The sequence below is a fragment of the Pantoea sp. C2G6 genome (assembly GCF_051336815.1).
In the GTDB taxonomy this organism is placed as follows: domain Bacteria; phylum Pseudomonadota; class Gammaproteobacteria; order Enterobacterales; family Enterobacteriaceae; genus Pantoea.
Genome location: NZ_JBGMNJ010000001.1, coordinates 385,274 through 402,046 on the forward strand (window position 1 = coordinate 385,274; position 16,773 = coordinate 402,046).

The window sequence follows — 16,773 nt, forward strand, 5'->3', positions numbered from 1 at the left end:
ATTACCCCTGCGGCGTGAGCAGCAGCCGCGCCGTGGGGTAGTCAATAATCAGCACCTTGATATAACCGCCCAGCAGCGCGCCACGGATCGCCTGCGCCTTCTCCCGGCCACCCGCCAGACCCACCACCTGCGGACACTGTTTCACCTGCGCCAGCTCCATGCCGATCACCGGATCTTCCTCCGCTTTCAGCACCGGCTCGCCGCAGGCGTCAAAATAGTGCAGACAAATATCCCCGACCGCGCCGCGCGCCGCCAGCGTTTGCAGCATCTCGCCGTCGTAGTAGTTGCCGGAATTACGCAGCAGCGCCGAGGGCTCCAGATCGCCAATGCCGACAATCGCCAGATCGACCTGCTCAAATTTGCTCAGCACCTCGGCCACCTCGGGGTTGGCCGCCAGCCGCTGGCGATCGCTGACCGAATGTTCAATCGACTGCGACGGCAGCAGCCAGGCGGGGCAGTTGAGCAGCGCCGCCAGGTTCTGCGTCAGAATGGTCGCCTGCACGTTGCCGTTAGCCCCAACGCCGCCCAGCAGCTGGATCACCCCTTTACAGGCGCTGTTGAGCGGATGCAGCGCATCCACCATCGCCCGGATGGTGCCGCTCCACGACGAGATACCAATCAGCTCATCATTACGCAGCCGCGTCTCCAGATAGTGGGCCGCCGCCGAGCCAATCGCCTGTTTAATCTGCAACGGCGACGCCTGATCCGGCACATCCACCACAATCGCCTGCGGCAGGTTGTAGGTCTGCTCAATCGCCTTTTCCAGCTCCGGATAGACGTTGGCCGGTGGCACCACGCTGATCTTTACCACCCCCTCTTTCACGCTGCGGTTAAGAATGCGTGACACAAACGACTGCGATAAGGTGAGCGATTGCGCTATCTCAGACTGCTTCAACCCTTCGACATAGTAAAGGGTGGCAATCTTCACCATCAGTCGCTGTTCATCCTGTTTTGCCATCGATTTTTCCCTCTCTGATCCTGCCTGGTATTGTTAACCATGGAGATCAAAATCACAACGCAGGTTAATTTGTGATCGTTTTCGCTTTTTGATCATCGCGCGTTGGACGGCGTTGCCGCGCAGGCGCATAGTCATTATGCATATAAAATCGCGTGTGAATATATATTCAAGCGGAGAAAAATAATGACTCGTCCTCTGATTAAACTGACCCTGCTGGCTTCGATGATCGCATTTTCTGCAACGGCGCTGGCGGCTGAGCAAGGCCTGCTGGCGATTATCACCCCATCCCACGACAACCCCTTCTTTAAAGCCGAGGCGGAAGGCGCGTTAGCCCGAGCCAAAGAGCTGGGTTACACCACCCTGGTCGCCTCCCATGATGATGACGTTAACAAGCAGAACCAGCTGATTGAGACCGCGATTGCGCGCAAAGCCAAAGCGATCATTCTTGATAACGCCGGGGCCGACGCCACCGTCGGGCCGGTGCAGAAAGCCAAAGATGCCGGTATTCCCACCTTCCTGATTGACCGCGAGATCAATAAAAGCGGTATCGCCGTGGCACAGATTGTCTCTAACAACTATCAGGGGGCGCAGCTGGGGGCAGAGAAATTTGCCAAATTGCTGGGCGGCAAGGGCGACTATGTGGAGCTGCTGGGTAAAGAGTCCGATACCAACGCGGGCGTGCGGTCACAGGGCTATCACGACGTGCTGGATGATTACAGCGACATGAAAATGGTCGCCCAGCAGAGCGCCAACTGGAGCCAGACCGAAGCCTTCAGCCGCATGGAGACCCTGTTGCAGAAACACCCCAACATCGTCGGCGTCATCTCCGGTAACGACACCATGGCGCTGGGGGCGGAAGCGGCGCTGAAGGCCGCCGGGAAAACCTCGGTGATCGTGGTGGGTTTTGACGGCAGCGACTACACCCGCGACTCGATTCTTAATAAAGGCAATATCAAAGCGACGGTGCTGCAACCGGGCTGGGATCAGGCGCAGATGGCGGTAACTCAGGCGGATTACTACCTGAAGAACGGCAAAGCGCAGAAGCAGGAGAAGCAGCTGATGGACTGCGTGCTGATTGACGAGAGCAACGCCGCTAAGCTGAAAAACTTCAACCTGGCGAAATAGCCATGAAACGGATGCTGGCGATATTAACCGGCGTGGCGCTGCTCAGCGCCTGCACCGTGGTGGATCTCGACGGGGATGGCAAGCCGATCCTGCCGAAAGATCCGCATGCGAAACCCAGCTACACCACCCAGACGCCGCAGCAGATCGCGGAGGAGAGCTGGGGGCCGCGGGTGATGAGCACCGCCAGCAGCCATGCCCTGAGCTGGGCGGATATGCAGGCGAAAAGTCAGACGGTTAAGCCCGGCGGGCGCGACAGCGTTTTCGTGCGGGCCAGCGGCACGGTCAGCGCGTTTGACCAGAGCAACCCGCGCGAACGTACCCTGACGCTTCAGATCAACGGCAAGCCGGTGGCGGTCAGCGTCGGCCCGGTGCTGCGCAGTAACGCCATCCGGGATGCCGCCGGTTTCCGTTTCGAAGAGTTTACTAATCAGGTGCAGTACGCCCAGCTGACGCGGGCGCTCAATCGCCACGCGGTAAAACAGCTGCCGCCGCTGGATGCCAGCTGGGTCGGTCAGCCGGTGCAGGCGCTGCTGGCGGTAACTATCGGGCAGAACAGCGTTGAGGATGTGGTGGCGGTTGAACTGAAGCGGGGGACGCCCTGATGAACGATGAGATCATTCTGCGGGCCGAACAGATATCGATGCTGTTCCCCGGCACGCTGGCGCTGGATCGCGTCGACTACCGGGTGTGGCGCGGCAAAGTTAACGTCATCATCGGCGAAAACGGGGCGGGCAAATCGACGCTGATGAAGATTCTGGCGGGAGTACAGCAGCCCACCGCTGGTTCACTGTTTCTGAATGGCGAGCCGCTGACGCTCAGCAGCACCCGCGACGCCGCCCGCCACGGTATCGGCATGGTGCATCAGGAGCTGAACCTGTTTGAAAACCTAACGGTAGCAGAGAACCTGTTTCTGGGCCGCGAGATCCAGCGCGGGCTGGCACCGATCAACGAGGCGGAGCAGGCACGCCGCACCGCGGCGCTGATGGCGCGTCTTGACCAGCCGATTTCGCCCCATGAGCGGGTCGGTAATCTCAAAGTGGGGCAGCAGCAGCTGGTTGAGATCGCCAAAGCGCTGGCGGAAGATGCCGACATCCTGATCCTTGATGAGCCGACCTCGGCGCTGAGTAAAACCGAAGTGGAGATCCTGTTCCGGGTGATCCGCGACCTGACGCAGCAGGGCGTCACCCTCATCTATATCTCCCATCGGCTGGAGGAGCTGATGGCGATTGGCGACGTGATCACCATTCTGCGTGACGGCCGTTTTCAGGCGGAAGCGCCGGTCAGCAGCATCGATGTACCGTGGATCGTGCGTGAGATGCTGGGCAGCGAACCGGTCACCACCTTTCTGCCGGATGAGCGTGAGTTTGGTGCGCCGGTGCTGGAGGCGCAGCATATCACCTGTGTCAGCCCCAACGGCAACACCCTGGTGGATGACGTCAGCTTTCAGGTGCGGGCCGGTGAAATTGTCGGCATCTACGGGCTGATGGGGGCGGGCCGCACCGAGCTGTTTGAGTGTCTGCTCGGCAGCCAGCGTAACTACCTGGGCAGGCTGTGGCTCGACAGCAAACCGCTGCCGACCCGTCTGCCCACCGCCGACCGCATCCGCATGGGCATGAGCCTGGTGCCGGAAGATCGCAAACGCGCCGGGATTTTCCCGGTCTCCTCGGTCGCCAGTAACCTCACCATCGCCAGCCTGTGGCGGCGGCTGTCGCATCGCTTCGCCATTGCGCATCAGGCGGAGCAGCAGGCGGTAAACCAGACGGTGGGCAACCTGGCGATCAAAATCTCCTCGCCGGACGTCGCCATCAGCGCCCTGAGCGGCGGCAACCAGCAGAAAGTGGTGATTGGCCGCGCGCTGCTGACCAATCCGCGTCTGCTGCTGCTGGATGAGCCGAGTCGCGGCATTGACGTCGGCGCGAAAGCCGAGGTGTTCCGCATGATGGTGGCCTTGTCGCAGCAGGGCATTGCGGTGCTGTTCTCCACTTCAGATCTGAAAGAGATTATGGCGGTAGCCGATCGCATCCTGGTGATGTCGGGCGGCAAACTTACGGCTGATCTTCCCCGCGACCAGGCGGAAGAGGCAGCGTTGGTGAAAGCAAGTGCGCAGGGGTTCTGAGCATGAAAAGCAATAACAGCGTCGCGCTGACCACACTTCCGGCTAAAGCGTTCAGTTCCCGCGAAAGCCTCCTGTTGCTGCTGCTGAAGCTGCGCACCTTTATTGCGCTGATTCTGATCGTCGGCTTCTTCGCCCTCACCGTGCCGGACTTTCTCGCCACCGGCAGTCTGGTGATTATGGTGAAACATATCGCCATCAACGCCTTTCTGGCGCTGGGTATCACCTTTGTCATCATCACGGCGGGTATCGACCTGTCGATTGGGGCGACGCTCGGGCTGTGCGGCATGATCGCCGGCTGGCTGATCACCAAAGGCATTGTGCTGCCGATGTTTGGTATCGCCATTTTCCCCAGCGTCTGGGTGATTGTGCCGGTGGTGCTGTTGATCGGCGCGCTGATTGGCGCGGGCAACGGCTGGATTATTACCCGCTACAATGTCGCCCCCTTTATCTGCACCCTCGGCACCATGTACATCCTGCGCGGCGCGGCGATGCTCACCTCCGGCGGCGAGACCTTTCCCGGTTTGCAGGGCAATCCGCTGCTGGGTAACACCGGTTTCGATCGTATTGGGGCCGGGACGCTGCTCGGGCTGCCCTATGCCATCTGGATGATGGTGGTGCTGGCGCTGGTGATCGCCTACATCGCCCGCCGCCTGCCGTTTGGCCGTCAGGTCTATGCCATCGGCGACAACGAGCGCGCCGCTGAGCTGTCGGGGGTGAAGACCCGCCAGGTGAAAATTCTGGTCTACACCCTGTCGGGCTTCTGCGCGGCGATTGCCGGCATCGTGGTCTCCTCGCAGCTGGTTGCCAGCCATCCGGCAAACGGCACCGCCTTTGAGATGAACGCCATCGCCGCCGTGGTGCTGGGCGGCACCTCGCTGGCCGGGGGACGCGGCACCATCGTCGGCACGCTGATTGGTGCCTTTGTCATCGGCTTCCTGGCGGATGGCCTGATCATGATGGGCGTCAGCGAATTCTGGCAGATGGTGATCAAAGGCATCGTCATCATCATCGCCGTGATCATCGACCAGACCCAGAGCCGGATGCAGCAGAAGGCGGCGGTGGTGGCGCAGAAAGCGTTAATCGAGGAGGGCGCGCCAGCAAAAGAGTAACCGGTAACTTCCCGCGCCACCGGCGGCCAGGCTATCTCGCCTGCGGCGGTGGCAGCGGGTGAACAACAGGCAGCGCGACGGCGGCGGGCCCTATAGCTCACCCCTGACGCGCGTTTTTCAGGCTCATTTTTTTTAGGCACTGTGAATATATATTCATAACCGATTTAAAATTCAGAGGTAGTGTATGAATCCTTTCAATCTTCCGGTCGACGACCTTAAGCGCCGGGCGCGTGCAATCCGCCGCCGCATCATTGAGCTTAACGCAGGCAGCCCGGCGGGCGGTCATACCGGTGCCGACCTGTCACAGGTGGAGATCCTCACCGCGCTTTACTTCCGCATTCTCAACTGCGCGCCGGATCGCACCAGTGACGATCAGCGCGACATCTACATCCAGTCCAAAGGCCACGCGGTGGGCGGCTACTACTGCGTGCTGGCGGAGGCGGGCTACTTCCCGACCGAGTGGCTGGCCACCTATCAGCACGCCGACTCGCATCTGCCCGGCCATCCGGTACGGCAGAAAACGCCGGGCGTCGAGCTGAATACCGGCGCGCTGGGACACGGCCTGCCGGTGGCGGTGGGCATCGCTATCGCAGCGAAAAAAGATAACAGTTCGCGCCGCATCTTTGTGGTGACCGGCGATGGGGAGCTGGCCGAAGGCAGCAACTGGGAGGCGGCACTGGTCGCGGCCCATTACGGCCTCGACAACCTGATCATTATTAATGACAAGAATAAGCTGCAACTGGCGGGCGCGACCCGCGACATCATGAACACCGACCCGCTGCCGGAAAAATGGCGCGCCTTCGGGCTGGAGGTGAGCGAATGCAACGGCAACGACATGGCCGCGGTGGTGGAAACCATTGAAAACCTGCCGCAGAACGGCAAACCCCAGGTGATTGTGGCCCATACCGAAAAAGGCTTTGGCGTCTCCTTTATCCAGAGCAAAGCCGAATGGCATCACCGGGTGCCGAAAGGCGAAGAGATCGCACTGGCACTGGAGGAACTGAAAGATGAGTAATGCACAACATTTAGCCAGCGTCATGGTGACAGCGTTTATCGACGCGGTAAATCGCGGAGTCGATCTGGTGCCGGTGGTGGCGGACTCCACCTCCACCGCGAAAATCGCCCCCTTTATCAAGGCGTTTCCCGACCGGCTGATTAACGTCGGCATCGCCGAGCAGACGCTGGTCGGCACGGCGGCGGGGCTGGCGCTGGGCGGTAAAATCGCCGTCACCTGTAACGCCGCGCCGTTTCTGGTCTCGCGCGCCAATGAGCAGGTGAAGGTCGACGTCTGCTACAACAACACCAACGTCAAACTGTTCGGCCTCAACGCCGGGGCGAGCTATGGCCCGCTTGCCAGCACCCACCACAGCATTGACGACATCGCAGTGATGCGCGGCTTTGGCAACATTGAGATCTACGCGCCGTCCTGTCCGCTGGAGTGCCGTCAGATTATCGATTACGCGCTGGAGCATGTCGGGCCGGTCTATATCCGGCTGGATGGTAAAGATCTGCCGCAGCTGCACGATGAAAGCTACCAGTTCCAGCCTGGTGCCATCGACCTGTTGCGCGAAGGCAGCGACATCGCGCTGGTGGCGATGGGCTCAACGGTTCACGAGGTGGTTCACGCCGCCGCGCAACTGGCTGAACAGGGCATTTCAGCAGGTGTGATCGCGGTTCCATCGATTCGACCCTGCGATACCCAACAGCTGCGCGACCTGTTAAATCACTATCCAGCGGTGATTAGCGTCGAAGAGCATAACGTCAATGGCGGGGTCGGCAGCCTGGTGGCGGAGGTGCTGGCGGAAGGCGGCTGCGCGATCCCGCTGTTACGGCTGGGCATCCCGGATGGGGAGTATGCGATTGCCGGGGATCGCGCCTCCACTCGCGCCCACCACGGTATTGACGCCAGCAGCGTGGTCAACAGTGCAGTGCGCATCTGCGCAGGAGCGTAATGATGAAGGGACCCTTGATTCTGGCGATTGACGAAGGCACCACCAACGCCAAAGCGATTGCGGTTGACCGTGATGGCCGCGTGGTGGCGCGCGGCAGCCAGAGTTTAACCCTGCAACATCCGCAGCCCGGGCTGGCGGAGCAGGACCCGCTGGCGATCTGGCTGGCGGTCAAACAGGCGATAACCCACTGTCTGGCGGACTGCGGGGGTGCGCCGGTGGCGGCGGTGGCGATCAGTAATCAGCGTGAGTCGGTGCTGATCTGGCAGCGGCGTGACGGCCAGCCGCTGACGCCGCTGGTGAGCTGGCAGGATCGGCGCTCAGAGTCCTTGTGTCGCGATCTGCGTCAGGCGGGCAAAGCGCCGCGTATTACCGGACTCACCGGTCTGGCGGTGGACCCGATGTTTCCGGCCGCCAAGCTGACCGGGATGCTGGCCGCCATTCCCGACGGCGCGGCGCGGGCCGCGGCGGGTGAACTCTGCATCGGAACGGTCGATAGCTGGCTCACCTGGCAGCTCAGCGCGGGCGAGGTGTTTATTACCGATCATGCCAACGCCTCCCGTACCCAGCTCTACAGTCTGCACCTTAGCGACTGGGATGATGAACTGCTGGCGCTGTTTCAGCTGCCGCGCGCCGCGCTGCCACGCATCACCTCGTCAGCCAGCGAGCAGGGCGTGGTGGCGGTCAACGATATTCCCGGCTTAGCGCCCGGCACCCCGATTCTGGCGCGCATTGGTGATTCCCACGCCGCCTTACAGGCGCAGCGCCGTGGGGAGTCGGAGGTGGTGAAAGCCACCTATGGCACCGGCTCCTCGCTGATGATGTCGATGGCGACGCCGCTGCTGACTGAAAATGGGCTCAGCACCACCGTGGCCTGGCACGATGGCACCCTGCGTTTTGCCTTTGAAGGCAACATCACCCACACCGGTTCCGGCGCCGCCTGGCTCGGGAATCTGCTGGGGGTGCGGGACCCGCGCCAGCTCACCGCGATGGCGCAGCGCTGCGACGATAACCAGGGCATCTATTTTGTGCCCGCGCTCTCCGGCCTGGGTGCGCCCTGGTGGGATTTGCAGGCACGCGGCATGGTGTGCGGACTCACCGACGCCGCCACGCCCGAGGTACTGGCGCGGGTGGCGCTGGAGTCGATCGTCTGGCAGATCGCGGATGTTTTTTTCGCGATGGAGCAGGCCAGCGGTCAGCAGCTTCCGGCGCTCTGTGTCGACGGCAGCGCCACCGAAAACAGCTGGCTGATGCAGCTCCAGGCGGATGTGCTACAGCGCCCGTTGCAGCGGGTGCCTACCGCTGAGGTCTCCGCGCTGGGTGCGGCGTTGCTGGCGGGCAAAGTGCTGGGATGGTGGCAGCAGGGCAGTGATATGCAGGCGTTACAGGGCGGCAGCGTCATTATGCCGCGCGAAGCGAGCGCGCCACGTATGCAGGCGAACTATAAAGGCTGGATCGACGCGGTTGCACGCTGTCGGTATCAGCCACATTAATCCCTTTCTGGAGCAGAGCCATGTCAACACTTCCTCAGCAGTTAACCTTCGGCGTGATTATCGGTAACCGCGGGTTTTTTCCCAGCTATCTGGTGGGCGAGGCGCGCCAGCAGGCGGTCGCGCTGTTTGAAAAGATGCAGATCAGGACGGTGATGCTGGATGAGACGCAGACGAATCTTGGCGGCGTGGAGACGCGGCAGGAGGCGAAAGTCTGCGCCGCGCTGTTTCGCCAGCATCGCGAGGCGATCCACGGCATTGTGGTGCTGCTGCCTAACTTTGGCGATGAAAAAGCGATTGCCGAAGCGCTGCGGCTGGCCGGGCTGAATGTGCCGGTGCTGGTGCAGGCGGAGGAGGATAATCTGGACAAAATGGGTCTGGCGACCCGTCGCGACAGCTTCTGCGGCAAAATCTCGCTCTGCAACAACCTGCGGCAATATGGCATCCCTTTTACCCTGACCCGTCAGCACGTCTGCGCCCTGAGCGGAGAGGTGTTCATGCAGGATTTACAGCGCTTCAGCCAGCTCTGTCGGGTGGTGAACGCGATGCGCCGGGTGCGGGTTGGCGCGATTGGGGCGCGGCCCGCCGGTTTCAATACCGTGCGCTACAGCGAAAAATTGCTGGAAAAGAGCGGGATCGCGGTGGAAACCCTCGATCTCTCGGAGATCTTCAGCCGCACCCAGCGATTGCGTGACGATGACATCCGCGTCGCGGAGAAGCGCGCGATTCTGGAGGCCAACGCCGATGCGCGCGGTATCCCGGACGACAAGCTGCAAACCATGGCTAAGCTGTTCGTGGTGATCGCCGAGTGGGTCAGCGATAACGATATTGATACCACCGCCATTCAGTGCTGGACCTCGCTCCAGGAGAATCTGGGGATCAACGTCTGTTCGATCATGAGCGTGATGTCAGGGCAGCTGATGCCCAGCGCCTGCGAAGTGGATGTGATGGGCGCGCTGTCGATGTACGCGCTCGCCAGCTGTTCACTCTCTCCCGCCTCGCTGGCCGACTGGAACAATAACTTCGGCGACGAGCGCGACAAATGCGTGCTGTTCCACTGCGGCAATTTCGCCAGCGCCAGTCTGGAGTCCGCGACGATGGGGACGGCGGATATTATCGGCACCACGGTAGGTAAAGAGAACACCTGTGGCGCGGTGCATGGCCGGATGAAGCAGGGTGATCTCACCTATTTCCGCCTCTCCACCGATGACCTCAGCGGCGAAATTAAGGCTTATGTGGGAGAAGGGATGTCGGTCACCGATCCGCTGGACACGGTGGGCTGCCGCGCGGTGATCCAGGTGCCACGGCTGGAGTCGCTGCTGGCGTGGATCTGCCGCAATGGTTTTGAACATCATGTGGCGATGAACCACTCGGCGACGGCTGATGTGTTACAGGAAGCGTTCAGCGAGTATCTGGGAATTAGCTGTTATCGCCATCAGTAGCAGGCAGCCCGCAGGCGGCGTGGTAGCGCACCTGCGGGCTGTGGAGCGGTTCAAAGCGAGGGCTGCCGCTCAGCTGCCGCAGCAGGGCGGCAGGCTGACCGGCGGCAGAGCGTTTAGCGGGCCAGTCGGCGCACCTCGCCATCCTCGTTTTCCACCGCCACCAGGTCCACCGGCGGCAGATTGCCGCCGCTGAACTCCACCTGACGGATCGGGAAGGCGAAGCGAATATTGCGCGCTTCCAGCGCCGCCATCAGTTGCAGGTTAATCTCCTGCTGAATATCCATGTACTTGTTGTAATCCGCATCCAGCACAAAATAGACCACTTCAAAGGTCAGTTTTGAATCTTCAAAAGCCAGGAAGTGGGCACGGTCAAAGCGGGTGGTTTCAACGCCCTGGATAATCTCTTTTACCAGCGGGCTAATCTCCCGCACCTGTTCAGACGGGGTGGCGTAGCTGATACCGAACTTAAACACGATGCGGCGCTGCTGCATACGCTTGTAGTTGTGAATGGTCTGCTGCAACAGAATGGTGTTAGAGCAGACAATCTGCTCACCGCTCAGGCTGCGCAGTCGGGTGGTTTTCAGGCCGATGTGCTCGATAGAACCGGCAATGTCACCAAACACGATAAAGTCGCCATGCTCAAAAGGCTTATCGAAGCCAATCGCCAGCGAGGCGAAGACGTCGCTCAGCACCGTCTGGATCGCCAGCGCAATCGCGATACCGCCGACGCCGAGGCTGGCCACCAGCGCGGTAATATCGATGCCCATATTCGACAGAATGGCGAGGAACATCATCACCCAGACCACGACCCGCAGCAGGATGCCGAGGATCACCGTGGTGACCGGATTACGCACATGCAGCGGATCGCGCAGCAGGCTTTGCAGCCAGAGCCGGATGCCACAGTCGAGCCACAGGGCGAGCTGGACAATCAACGCCAGGAACCAGCCGTGGGCAATGGTCACGCTCCAGGAGGCGGGCAGATCGACAAACTTCAGCGCAATCAGCAGCGAAAAGATCAGCAGCAGGCTCTGGCTGGTGCTGCGCAGTATCTCCACCAGAATCGCGGTAGCCCGCACATGGCGGTGCTCGCTGTAGCGGGCAATCCGGTTGGAGATAAAGCGAATCAGGGTACGTAATATCCAGTAGATCACCAGCGTGCCGATCACCACGATGGCGCTGTTGAGCCAGAGTTGCTGGTTAAAAAAGAGGGATTGAAAACGACGTGAAGAGAGCCAGTTTTCCATTGGGGAGGGTCTCCTTGCTGGGTTCCGGTAAAAAGAAAACAAGCAAGAAGCATAGCCTGGATGCGCCGCACCTGTGCGGCACATCCTGTAAAGGGGTTATTGGAAGCGGGTGGTTTTATCGTGAGCGAGGCGCTCAAGGGCAAAGATGATCTGCTGAAGCTGTCGCTCCTGCGCCGGGTTGAGCGTGGCAAAACGAAAGCTCAGACGGGGGGTGATGCGGGTTTCATTTTTGTGGGTGACCACGCTGCGCTCGCCAATGTGCAGCAGCTTTACCGGCACGTCAAAGTGACCATACTCGCCGAGCTCAACGCGAAAATGATCAAAGCTGTCGCCGTTCTGCAACCCTTCCGGCAGCGTTTCATCCACCAGTACACCGATGCCGCCTAAGGATAAATCCTGTAACCGCAGGCGGGTTTTACGGCCATCGGGCCACGCGGTGTGACACCAGAACTGCGGCTCCAGCGGCGCGGAGACCCGGAAAAACTCCCGGCGCTGGATCTGCCACAGCAGCGCCGGCAGCGGTGCGCTGAAGGCCGGCAGCCCCTCAAACTCCACCCGCTCCAGCCCGGTGAGGCTGAACTCGACCTTCGCCCCCTGAGTATCCGCCGCGATACTGATGTCGTCGCTGGTTAAGGCATATTCGTTATCCAGATTATTACTGCCGAGGTCAAACAGCAGGCGATCTTCGTCGGCAGCCAGCATCCGGCTGATAAACTGCCCACGGGGAAATCGCACCAGCAGGGGCGTCTGTAAGCGCAGCAGATCTTTAATAACGCCAAGAACGGCCAGCGTGCCACGTTTTAAAAATTGTTCCTGGTCGGCTTCTCTCACGTCCCGGCTCCCAAAAAGTTGATGCTTTATTTGTTCTGTATTTGTTCTGTTTTTTTGCCTCGTCTCCGTTATCGGCGCGGCATAAAAAAGCTTTAGTTGCGCTTCCGGCAATAATTACCCTGATCGACCCCGCATTTTCTGAAAAGCCAGCTATACTTATCGCGGTAAACCGCTTGATTAATCAGGCGTTCACGATTTAATCATAAAAAGGAAGGAGCAACAGATGGGTATTATTTCCTGGATCGTCTTTGGCTTAATCGCAGGTATTCTGGCGAAGTGGATCATGCCGGGCAAAGATGGTGGCGGTTTTATTCTGACCGTGGTGCTGGGTATTATTGGTGCAGTAGTGGGTGGCTGGATCAGTACGCTGTTTGGCTTCGGCCGCGTCGACGGGTTTAACTTCGGCAGCTTTGTGGTTGCGGTGATTGGTGCCATCGTGGTGCTGTTTATCTACCGTAAAGTGCGCAGTTAACCGTAACGGTTTAAATAAGAAAGGGGACGAAAATTCGTCCCCTTTTTCACGTCTGGCGATCAGAAGTCGTAGCCTACCGTCGCCATCACGCTGCGTTCAGCACCCCAGTAGCAGTAGCCGGTGCCGTAACAGCCCGCCACATATTTGCGGTCGGTGAGGTTATTGGCGTTCAGCTGTACCCACGCCCCTTTCAGGCTGCTGTTCCAGACGCCGAGGTCAGCGCGAACCGAGGCGTCAAACAGTGTTACCGAAGGCAGACGGGTCGTGTTTTCGTTGTCCGCCCACTGTTTGCCGATGTAGCGTACGCCCGCGCCCGCACTCAGACCGTAATCAAACTGATAGTGGCCCCAGAGAGCGGCCATGCTGTTGGGGGTAACGTAAGGCGTATGGCCATCATTGCCATCCACCGAATCTTTATAGCGCAGGTGATTCAGCGTATAGCTTGCCACGGTGCTCAGGCGCGGGGTCAACTGATTCCGCGCTTCCAGCTCAATCCCCTGTGAATGGACTTTACCGGAAGGCGTGTAGGTCGCAGTCAGCACGTCGCGATTCGCCACATCTTTCTGCGTCAGGTCGTAGAGCGCCAGCGTGTAGAGATCGCGCGTGCCGACTGGCTGATATTTCACCCCCGCTTCATACTGCTCAGCGGTGGTGGGCTTCAGCAGGTTATTGTTGCGATCGGTCAGCGCCGTCGGGGTAATCGACTGGCTCCAGCTGACGTACGGCGAGACGCCGTTGTCGAAGGCGTAGAGCAGCGCCGCGCGTCCGCTGATGTGATCGTCCTGACGGCGATCGCTGCCGCTGTTGTTAGCCACAATACGGTCATAACGGCCGGAGAGATCGAGATGCCAGCGGTCCAGCTTCATCTCATCCTGCAAATAGAGGCCGGTCTGGTAGTAGCGACGGGTTTTGTCCGCCCAGCTGTAGGCTGGCATGTCACCCACCTGCTCGCCGGTGACGGCATTAAGCTGCGTGGCCATGCCGCCTGCGGCGCTGATTTCATTCTTATAGCGGTGATACTCCGCCCCCAGGGTCACGCGATGCTCCAGCTCGCCGGTGGCAAACTCCGCCTGTAAGCGGTTATCGGTGGACCAGGCGGCCAGCGAAGAACGTTCGCCCGAGTAGTAGCGGTTCAGCAGGTCGGGGTTAACCGCATCCCAGCCAATCTGATAGACCTGATCGAGATCGACATCGGAGTGGCTGTAGCTGCCGGTTGAGGCGAAAGACCAGACGTCGTTAAAGCGATGGGTGAAATCGAAACTGTAGATCTGCTCGCGACGCTTGAACTGGTCGAGGTTGCTGTTGCCTTCGTAAAAGCCGTTGCTCAGCTTATAGCCGTTATGTTCGGTGATGCTGCCGTCACCGGGAACCGAACCGTGATAGCCGCCGGAGGGATCTTTTTGCAGATAGGCTTTGAGGATCAGCTGGGTATCTTCGTCCGGCTGCCACATCAGCTGTGGCATCAGCGCATATTTCTCTTCCCGGGTGTGATCGTACTGGGTATCGCTGTTGCGGGTCACGCCGGTGAGACGAAACGCCCACTGGTTGTTAATCGCGTTGGTGTAGTCAAACATCGTGCCGGTGGTGGCGTTGCTGCCCGCCTGCACCTCAATATGTCCTTCTTCACTGAACTGCGGGCGTTTGGTCACCATATTGACCAGCCCGCCGGGCACCGTCTGACCATAGAGCGCTGACGAGGGGCCTTTGATCACATCAATTCGCTCCAGGAAGGCGTTGTCGACCTGCAATACGTTGAAACTGCCGCCGTCGCTCATAACCCGCATCCCGTCGAGGAAGGTGTTATCCACATCACCGCCGTGGAAGCCGCGCAGGGCGACCGTGTCGTAACGGGTGGCGGCACCGCCGAAGTTGGTAAAGACGCCGGCGCTGTAGCCCAGTGCCTGATTCAGCGTCAGCGCGCCCTGATCCTGCATCTGCTGGCGGGTCACCACCGACACCGACTGGGGCGTGGTCACCAGCGGACGATCGCTTTTGGTCGCGCCCTGGCTGGTGGTCGCCAGATAACCCTGGGTCGGGGATGCAGCGGTTTCCGTGGGCTGGGCCGTGACCACCATATCATCGGCGGCAAAGCTCAGGACCGGCGCGGTCAGCGCCAGCGTACAGAGGGGAAAATAACCTTTCAGCGGCAATGGCAGTTTCATTGAAATTCCTTTCATAGCAAAGGCTCAGGCAGGTTGGAAAAATTAATGATAGGTAATCTCATTATCATATTGAGAATTATTACCGTTTATAAATTCGCTGCAATTTTGCCTGTTGATGAAAGAAGGTCAAGTAAAATTCGCTGAGTCAGGTGGGGGGATACCACCGGCAAGGCCAGCGGTATCCCGAGTGGATCAGGGTTGAGAGGCAGACGCCTGCGGAATATCGTGGGCGCTGTTACAGGTTTTCTCTTTCGGGCAATACTTGTCCAGCAGCTTCAGGGTGACGCCGTTGGTCCAGCCAAAACCATCCTGGAGCGGGTATTCACCGCCGCCGCCACCACCGAGGTTTTTGCCTTCCACCACATATTTTTCCACCAGCTTATGCTCGCGGTCGTAGGTGCTCTGCACGTTCTGCAGGAAGCGCAGCCCGACCTCTTTCGCCAGTTTCGGCTGGTTGTAGTGCTCCAGTCCCTCAACCGCCACCCATTGCAGCGGGGCCCAGCCGTTAGGCGCGTCCCACTGCTGGCCGTTATTCACCGTGGTGGTCACCAGACCGCCCGGTTTCAGCAGCTGTTTCTCCACCGCGCGGGCGGTGCTTTCCGCCTGCTTATCGCTGGCGACCCGCAGGTAGAGCGGAAACAGGGTGGCCGCCGTCAGCTGCGGATGGACCTGCTTTTTCTGCCAGTCGTAGTCGGCGTACCAGTTCTGTTTGCTGTCCCACAGATAGCGGTTAATCGCCGCCTGGCGCTTCTCCGCGCGATCGGCAAACTGCTTCGCCCGATCCTGCTGCTTATTCATCTGGTAGCCTTTCGACAGCGTCTGCTCCAGATGGAACAGCAGGCTGTTGAGGTCCACCGGGGCGAGCTGGGTGGTGCGGATGGTCGCCAGGTTATGCGCATCGGTAAACCAGCGTGAGCTGAAATCCCAGCCCGACGCCGCACCAGAACGCAGCTCGCGGTAGAGTTCGGCTTTATTACGCTGTGGCGCTTTCTGTGCGGTGGCGATGTCATCCATCCATGACTCGGTTCGCGGCACGTCGCGCGCATCCCAGTAGCGGTTGAGCAGGGTGCCATCGGCCAGTTTGATGACCCGCTTGCTGGCTGATCCGGCGGCGACGCTGTCGCTGTCCGCCATCCAGTAGTCATACTCTTTCTGCAACTGCGGCAGATAGCGGGTGTAAGCCTTGCCATCGTCGTGCGTCGCCAGCAGATCGACCATCATGCTAAAGAAGGGCGGCTGGGAACGGCTCAGGTAGTAGCTGCGGTTGCCGTTGGGGATGTGACCGTAGCGGTCGAGCAGGGAGGCGAAGTTATCCACCATATCCTGCACCTTATCCCAGTGTCCGCTCTCCGCCAGACCCAGCATGGTGAAGTAGCTGTCCCAGTAGTAGATTTCGCGGAAGCGACCACCCGGCACCACATAGGGTTTGGGGAGCGGCAGCAGCGAATCATACTGGCCGGCGCTGCTGGCGGTGCGGGTCAGCACCGGCCACAGGCCATCAATGTGGTCACGCAGATTCTGTCCGGCCGGTGGCACATATTTGTCGCCCGCTTTAGGCAGGGTAAAGTTGGCATCGACAAAGCGTTTCAGATCGAAATTGCGCTGTTTCTTCTGCATCTGCCAGTCGGCAAGAATGGAGGCGGGATCGAATTTAGGCACCGCATCCGCAAAGGTTTTTTGATCGGGATAGAACTTCGCCTGCTGCACGGCATTAAATAGCGGTCCTAAACGTACATCCGGCGGCTGCGGCTGATTATTCAGCATGCGGGTCTCGTCGGCATGGGCGGTGAAAGCGGGCACACTCAGCAGTAAGGTGAGCAGAAGGGGCGCATAACGCTGACGCCGGTCAGCGGCGTTTACCTCAAATTTTGTCAT

Annotated in this window: 15 protein-coding genes; 9 read left to right on the forward strand and 6 right to left on the reverse strand. The window is 59.9% G+C overall.

The window, feature by feature from the left end; all coding sequences use genetic code 11:
• Position 1: 1 nt before the first annotated feature.
• Positions 2-958: a sugar-binding transcriptional regulator gene (locus ACCW71_RS01855; RefSeq protein WP_436369238.1), complete on the reverse strand. Its 957-nt coding sequence runs from the start codon at positions 956-958 to the stop codon at positions 2-4.
• Between the two features lie 183 nt (positions 959-1,141).
• Here ACCW71_RS01855 and ACCW71_RS01860 point away from each other — a divergent pair, with 183 nt between their 5' ends.
• The 8 genes from ACCW71_RS01860 (at position 1,142) to ACCW71_RS01895 (ending at position 10,189) form a co-directional block, all read left to right on the forward strand.
• The gene (locus ACCW71_RS01860) at positions 1,142-2,083 is read left to right on the forward strand and encodes a D-ribose ABC transporter substrate-binding protein (protein WP_436369239.1); all 942 of its coding nucleotides are present in this window, start codon (positions 1,142-1,144) and stop codon (positions 2,081-2,083) included.
• A 2-nt stretch (positions 2,084-2,085) separates the two neighbouring features.
• Entirely contained in the window at positions 2,086-2,685 is a 600-nt protein-coding gene (locus tag ACCW71_RS01865) for a DUF2291 family protein (RefSeq protein WP_436369241.1), read from the forward strand.
• Positions 2,685-4,199 carry a sugar ABC transporter ATP-binding protein gene (locus ACCW71_RS01870; protein WP_436369243.1) on the forward strand — a complete coding sequence of 505 codons (1,515 nt, stop codon included), beginning with the start codon at positions 2,685-2,687 and terminating at the stop codon, positions 4,197-4,199. Before ACCW71_RS01865 ends, ACCW71_RS01870 begins: the two co-directional genes overlap by 1 nt.
• Before the next feature lie 2 nt (positions 4,200-4,201).
• A complete protein-coding gene (locus tag ACCW71_RS01875) occupies positions 4,202-5,308 on the forward strand; it encodes an ABC transporter permease (RefSeq protein ID WP_436369245.1) in 1,107 nt (368 codons plus the stop codon).
• 184 nt (positions 5,309-5,492) lie between these two features.
• Positions 5,493-6,323, forward strand: a complete 831-nt coding sequence (locus ACCW71_RS01880) for a transketolase (RefSeq protein ID WP_436369247.1) — start codon at positions 5,493-5,495, stop codon at positions 6,321-6,323.
• On the forward strand, positions 6,316-7,260 hold the full coding sequence (locus tag ACCW71_RS01885) for a transketolase family protein (RefSeq protein ID WP_436369248.1): 945 nt from the start codon (positions 6,316-6,318) through the stop codon (positions 7,258-7,260). The genes ACCW71_RS01880 and ACCW71_RS01885 overlap by 8 nt, the downstream gene beginning before the upstream one ends.
• A 2-nt stretch (positions 7,261-7,262) precedes the next feature.
• Positions 7,263-8,750, forward strand: a complete 1,488-nt coding sequence (locus ACCW71_RS01890) for an FGGY family carbohydrate kinase (RefSeq protein WP_436369249.1) — start codon at positions 7,263-7,265, stop codon at positions 8,748-8,750.
• Between the two features lie 20 nt (positions 8,751-8,770).
• Entirely contained in the window at positions 8,771-10,189 is a 1,419-nt protein-coding gene (locus ACCW71_RS01895) for an L-fucose/L-arabinose isomerase family protein (RefSeq protein ID WP_436369251.1), read from the forward strand.
• Here ACCW71_RS01895 and ACCW71_RS01900 read toward each other — a convergent pair.
• From ACCW71_RS01900 to ACCW71_RS01910, 3 genes are all read right to left on the reverse strand, one after another.
• Entirely contained in the window at positions 10,167-10,331 is a 165-nt protein-coding gene (locus ACCW71_RS01900) for a hypothetical protein (protein WP_436369252.1), read from the reverse strand. The two genes, ACCW71_RS01895 and ACCW71_RS01900, sit on opposite strands and share 23 nt — an antisense overlap.
• Positions 10,303-11,433, reverse strand: a complete 1,131-nt coding sequence (locus tag ACCW71_RS01905) for a mechanosensitive ion channel family protein (protein WP_436369254.1) — start codon at positions 11,431-11,433, stop codon at positions 10,303-10,305. The genes ACCW71_RS01900 and ACCW71_RS01905 overlap by 29 nt, the downstream gene beginning before the upstream one ends.
• A gap of 96 nt (positions 11,434-11,529) precedes the next feature.
• Positions 11,530-12,264: a flagellar brake protein gene (locus tag ACCW71_RS01910; protein WP_436369255.1), complete on the reverse strand. Its 735-nt coding sequence runs from the start codon at positions 12,262-12,264 to the stop codon at positions 11,530-11,532.
• Between the two features lie 223 nt (positions 12,265-12,487).
• Here ACCW71_RS01910 and ACCW71_RS01915 point away from each other — a divergent pair, with 223 nt between their 5' ends.
• Positions 12,488-12,736, forward strand: a complete 249-nt coding sequence (locus tag ACCW71_RS01915) for a GlsB/YeaQ/YmgE family stress response membrane protein (RefSeq protein WP_009090782.1) — start codon at positions 12,488-12,490, stop codon at positions 12,734-12,736.
• A gap of 59 nt (positions 12,737-12,795) precedes the next feature.
• On the opposite strand, the gene ACCW71_RS01920 is transcribed toward ACCW71_RS01915, so the two are convergent.
• Both ACCW71_RS01920 and treA read right to left on the reverse strand, forming a co-directional pair.
• Positions 12,796-14,898, reverse strand: a complete 2,103-nt coding sequence (locus ACCW71_RS01920) for a TonB-dependent siderophore receptor (protein WP_436369256.1) — start codon at positions 14,896-14,898, stop codon at positions 12,796-12,798.
• A 192-nt stretch (positions 14,899-15,090) separates the two neighbouring features.
• A complete protein-coding gene (gene treA / locus ACCW71_RS01925) occupies positions 15,091-16,773 on the reverse strand; it encodes an alpha,alpha-trehalase TreA (protein ID WP_436369258.1) in 1,683 nt (560 codons plus the stop codon).